Below are 4,939 nucleotides of genomic sequence, written 5' to 3'. Positions count from 1 at the left end.
GGAGGCCCGGCCGGGCCTCCCCCGCCCGGGCCTCCGCGTCCGTCCCGGCCCCCGTCCTTCGCGAAGGAGTCCCCCGTGCGTGACATCCTCCCGGCACTCACCGGCTGGTACGCCGCGGGCCGGCCGTTCGGCCTGGCCACCGTGGTCGGCGCGAGCCGCAGCACCCCGCGTGATCCGGGCGCGGCGATGGCCGTGGGGCCGGACGACGAGGTGGTGGGCAGCGTGTCTGGCGGGTGCGTCGAGGGCGCGGTGTTCGAGCTGGCCCGGGAGGTCGTCGAGGACGGCGGCGCCCGGCTGGAGACCTTCGGCTACAGCGACGACGACGCCTTCGCGGTCGGCCTGACCTGCGGCGGTGAGATCACCCTGCTCGTGCGCCCGGTGACGCCGGAGCGGGACCCGGCGTTCGGCGCCGTCGCGGAGTCGGTCGCCGCGGGCGAGCCGGTGACCGTGGCGACGGTGACCGACGGTCCCGCACCGCGCGGGGCCACGCTGGCCGTGTGGCGGGACCGGCTGGCGGGCACCCTGGGGACGGCCGGCCTGGACGCGGCGGTCACCGCCGACGCGCGCGGCGAACTGGCCCTCGGCGCCACGGGGCTGCGCCACTACGGGCCCCGGGGGCAGCGCCGGGAGGACGCGGTGAGCGTGTTCCTGCAGTCCTTCGCGCCGCCGCCGCGCATGCTGGTCTTCGGGGCGATCGACTACGCGGCGGCCGTGGCCCGGATCGGCGCCTTCCTCGGCTACCGGGTCACCGTCTGCGACGCCCGCCCCGTGTTCGCCACGCCCCGCCGCTTCCCGGAGGGTGTCGAGGTGGTCGTGGAGTGGCCGCACCGGTATCTGCAGGGCACGGAGACCGACGAGCGCACGGTGATCTGCGTCCTCACCCACGACCAGAAGTTCGATGTGCCGCTGCTCCTGGAGGCACTGCGCCGGCCGGCCGCCTACATCGGGGCGATGGGCAGTCGCCGCACCCACACGGACCGCAGGGCCCGGCTGGTGGAGGCCGGGCTCACCGGGGACGAGCTGTCCCGGCTGCGCTCACCGGTCGGGCTCGACCTCGGGGCCCGTACGCCCGAGGAGGTGGCGGTGTCGGTGGCCGCCGAGATCGTCGCGCTGCGCTGGGGCGGCACGGGCGCACCGCTGTCCGCGACCGAGGGGGCGGTCCATCCGCCCGTGCCCGCGCTCTGAGCGCCCTCGGCCCGCCCGGGCCCCGCCGGACTGCCGGCCCCCGCCCCTTCCCTGGTCACCCGAGAACCGAACCGCGAGGTGGAAGAGATGGAACTGCGTCACGAGTTCACCGTCCCCGTGCCGGTCGACGACGCCTGGCCGGCGCTCCTCGACATCGAGCGGGTCGCGCCGTGCCTGCCGGGGGCGACCGTCGAGGAGTACGACGGCAGGACGGTGACCGGCTCGGTCAAGGTCAAGGTGGGGCCGGTCACCGTGACCTACCGGGGCACGGCCGTCTTCGAGGAGCGGGACGGGACGGCCCACCGGATGGTGCTGGCCGCCAGCGGCCGGGAGACCAGGGGGCAGGGCACCGCGCGGGCGACCGTCACGGCGACGCTGGACGAGCGGGACGGCGGCACGGCGGTGTCGGTGCTCACCGACCTGACGGTGACCGGGCGGCCGGCGCAGTTCGGCCGCGGGGTGCTGGCGGAGGTCGGCGAGCGGCTCGTCGGCCGGTTCGCCGCCTGCCTGTCCGAACAGCTGACGCGACCGCCCGAGGCGGCGGAAGAGACCGGTGCGGCGAAGGAGACCGGTGGAACAGGAGAGGCCGGTGTGGCCGGAGAGAGCGTCGCGGCCGACGGGTCGGGGGCGGCCGTCGCGGCCGGTGCGCCGCAGGCCGCCCGGCGTGCCGGGGCCCCGCAGGACGAGCCCCTCGACCTGCTGCGCACCGCCGGTCTGCCGGTCGCCAAGCGGGCCGCCGCGGTGCTCGCGGGCGCCGTCGTGCTGGGCCTGCTGATCGCACGGATCCGCGCGCGGCACCGCGCCTGACGCACGGGCCGAAAAATAGGCACAAAAGGTATGTGTGGGTCGTGCGGGTGCGGGTATTCAGCCCCGTAGCACCTCCGAGCGCGGAAGGAGGTCCGTGAAAAGCGCATCTACTCGCAGAGTCCGGGCCGCTTCCACCGACACGAAGCGGTCCGGCCTTCCCGGATCCGGCCCTTCAGCCGCTGACCGGCCGTCAGTTCCCCTTGTGCGTACGCCGATCGCCCCGGTGTGCGAAACACGATCACGGCACGGTCTCGACGGCGTTTGAAAGGCGGGACCGAGGTGGCCACGGGGTTACGATCGGGCAACGCGCACCAAGCCGCCCGTCCGACGGCAAGCGACCCGAAGGGCCACACATCCAGATGCCGGTCAAGGTCAGCGTCATCGTCCCCGTGTACAACCCGGGGATCTACATCGAGGACTGCATCTCCTCGTTGCGACGGCAGTCCCTGCCTCCCGAGGAGTACGAGGCGATCTTCGTCGACGACGGATCCACCGACGGGACGTCCGCACGGCTCGACCGACTGGCCGCCGAGGACCCCCGGATGCGGGTGATCCACCAGGAGAACTCCGGCTGGTCCGGCAAGCCGCGCAACGTCGGGATCGCCGCCGCCCGGGGCGAGTTCGTGATGTTCGTCGACAACGACGACTACCTGGGCGACGAGGCCCTGGAGCGGATGTACGCGTACGGGGTGGCTCACGGCGCGGACGTCGTCGTGGGCAAGATGGCCGGCAAGAACCGCAGCGTGCCGGTGGAGCTGTTCCGCCGCAGCCACCCGCGGGCCACGGTGGAGAACGCTCCGCTGATCGACAGCCTCACCCCGCACAAGATGTTCCGCCGGGCGTTCCTCGACGAGATCGGGCTGCGGTTCCCCGAGGGGCGGCGGCGTCTGGAGGACCACGTCTTCGTCACCGAGGCGTACCTGCGCGCGGCCAACGTGTCCGTCCTCAGCGACTACGTCTGCTACTACCACATCGGGCGTCCCGACGCCTCCAACGCCGGTTTCCAGCGCTTCGACCCGGTGGGCTACTTCGGCAACCTCCGCGAGGCGCTCGACGTGGTCGAGCGCTACACCGAACCCGGTCCGGTGCGGGACCGGCTGTTCCGCCGCTGGCTGCGGGTGGAGATGGTGGAGCGGCTGCGCGCCAGGCGGCTGCTGGGCCTGCCGGACGACTACCGCAGGGAGTTGTTCGGGGAGATCCACAAGGTGGTGGTCGAGCGGTTCGGACCCGGCGTCGCGGCCGGGCTGCAGCCGACGCAGCAGGTCGTCGCCTCGCTGACGGCCGCGGACCGGTACGACGACGTGGTGGCGCTCGCCGAGTGGGAGGCGGGGGTCGTGCCGGCCGCGACGCCCACGAGCGTGGAGTGGGAGGGCGACGCGCTCCGCCTCGGCTTCACCGCCGAATACGTTTCCGGGGGCGCGCCGATGACGTTCCCCGCCGATGCCGAGCGTGTCCCGCTGACCGATACGCCGAAGAACCTGGACGAGGCGGTGGCGTGGATCGGCACGGAGACCGTGGCCCGTTTCGGGCAGGCCACCGCCGACCTGCTGCTGCGTGAACGCGCCAGCTCCGCCCAGTACTTCCAGCCCGTGGAGTTCACCCGGGAGAGCGTCGCGGTCGACGGCGGGGAGCGGGTGCGGCTGGTGCTGCGGGCCACGGCCACGGTCGACCCGGGCACACTGCCGGCCGGCGGGGCCTGGGACGCCCTCGTGCGGCTCAAACTCGGCGGCTGGACCAGGGAGTGCCGTCTGGGCCCGGCCCCGCGTGCCACCCGTCCGGAGCCGTGCGCGGGGGTGCGGGCGGGGCGGGCGGTCCTGCCGTACTGGACGGAGCCGCACGGCAACCTCTCCCTGGACGTCGGGGTGAAGGGCAGACGGCTCGGCCTCGGTCGGGTGCGGCGGCCGGACGTCTCGGTGTCCGGGGCGCGCCTGCGCGCCGGGATTCCGCTGCACGCGGCGGACGGCACCCCGGTGCGCCTCCGGTTCACCTCCGCGGGCCGGACCCTGTACGCGCCGGGCGCGCTGACGACCGGGCCGCGGCGGCCGGGGTCGCTGCTGGAGGCGACGCTGCCCTCGGGCCTCCCCCGCGGTGTCTGGCGGGTGGCGCTCTGCCTGGACCCGGAGGCCGCCGAACCGCGGTTCGACGGGCTGCCGTTCGCGCTGCGCGCCGGCCGGGGCGGGGTGCTGGTGGTGCAGGTCCCGCGCCCCGGTGCCGTGGAGAAGCTGCTGCGCAGGGCGCGGCGGGTGCTGGGCGTCGCCCGTACGAGGGTGGCGCCGCTGATCAAGCGGAGGCGGTGACCGGTGCGCGCACTGGACCTGGAGGGCGTCTGGCTCCTGGAGCCCAAGGTGTTCCCGGACGACCGGGGCAGTTTCCACGAGTGGTTCCGCGGTGAGGAGTTCCGCGAGGCGACGGGGTACGACCTGGCCCTGGCGCAGGCCAACTGCTCGGTGTCGCGCCGCGGCGTGCTGCGCGGGGTGCACTTCGCGGACGTGCCGCCCGGCCAGGCCAAGTACGTGACCTGTGTGCGCGGCGCGGTGCTCGACGTGGTGGTGGACCTGCGGGTGGGCTCACCGGCGTACGGGAGCTGGGAGGCCGTGCGGCTGGACGACGACAGCCGGCACGCGGTGTTCCTCGCCGAGGGGCTGGGGCACGCCTTCATGGCGCTCACCGACGACGCGACGGTGATGTACCTGTGCTCGACGGGGTACGCGCCGGGCCGCGAACACGGGGTGCACCCGCTGGACCCGGCCCTGGGCATCGAGTGGCCGCGGGGCATCGCCCCCGTGCTGTCGCGGAAGGACGAGCAGGCTCCGACACTGGCCGAGGCGGAGCGCCTCGGCCTGCTGCCGTCGTACGAGGCCTGCCGCGCACGCTACGAGGAGCTGCGCGGCAGGAAGCTCAGCGGCTGACGCCGACCTGGCCGAGCGCGCGGCGCAGGGGCTCCCAG

4 protein-coding genes are annotated in these 4,939 nt (G+C 74.5%); all 4 read left to right on the top strand.

All coding sequences use genetic code 11. The features are described 5' to 3' along the window. Positions 1-75: 75 nt before the first annotated feature. The 4 genes from AOK18_RS07580 (at position 76) to rfbC (ending at position 4,901) form a co-directional block, all read left to right on the top strand. Complete coding sequence (locus AOK18_RS07580) at positions 76-1,185, top strand: XdhC family protein (RefSeq protein ID WP_055693821.1); 1,110 nt, start codon at positions 76-78, stop codon at positions 1,183-1,185. 87 nt (positions 1,186-1,272) lie between these two features. Next, positions 1,273-1,992, top strand: coding sequence for an SRPBCC family protein (locus AOK18_RS07575; RefSeq protein ID WP_055693820.1), 720 nt, complete (start codon positions 1,273-1,275; stop codon positions 1,990-1,992). 359 nt (positions 1,993-2,351) lie between these two features. Further along, positions 2,352-4,289, top strand: a complete 1,938-nt coding sequence (locus tag AOK18_RS07570; protein WP_055693819.1) for a glycosyltransferase family 2 protein — start codon at positions 2,352-2,354, stop codon at positions 4,287-4,289. Positions 4,290-4,292: 3 nt separating this feature from the next. Then, positions 4,293-4,901, top strand: a complete 609-nt coding sequence (gene rfbC, locus AOK18_RS07565) for a dTDP-4-dehydrorhamnose 3,5-epimerase (RefSeq protein ID WP_055571775.1) — start codon at positions 4,293-4,295, stop codon at positions 4,899-4,901. Positions 4,902-4,939 lie beyond the last annotated feature (38 nt).

The organism is Streptomyces prasinopilosus, assembly GCF_001419695.1.
In the GTDB taxonomy this organism is placed as follows: domain Bacteria; phylum Actinomycetota; class Actinomycetes; order Streptomycetales; family Streptomycetaceae; genus Streptomyces; species Streptomyces prasinopilosus.
The sequence above is the reverse complement of the archived record's forward strand: the minus strand, read 5'-3'. Positions and strand labels throughout refer to the sequence as shown.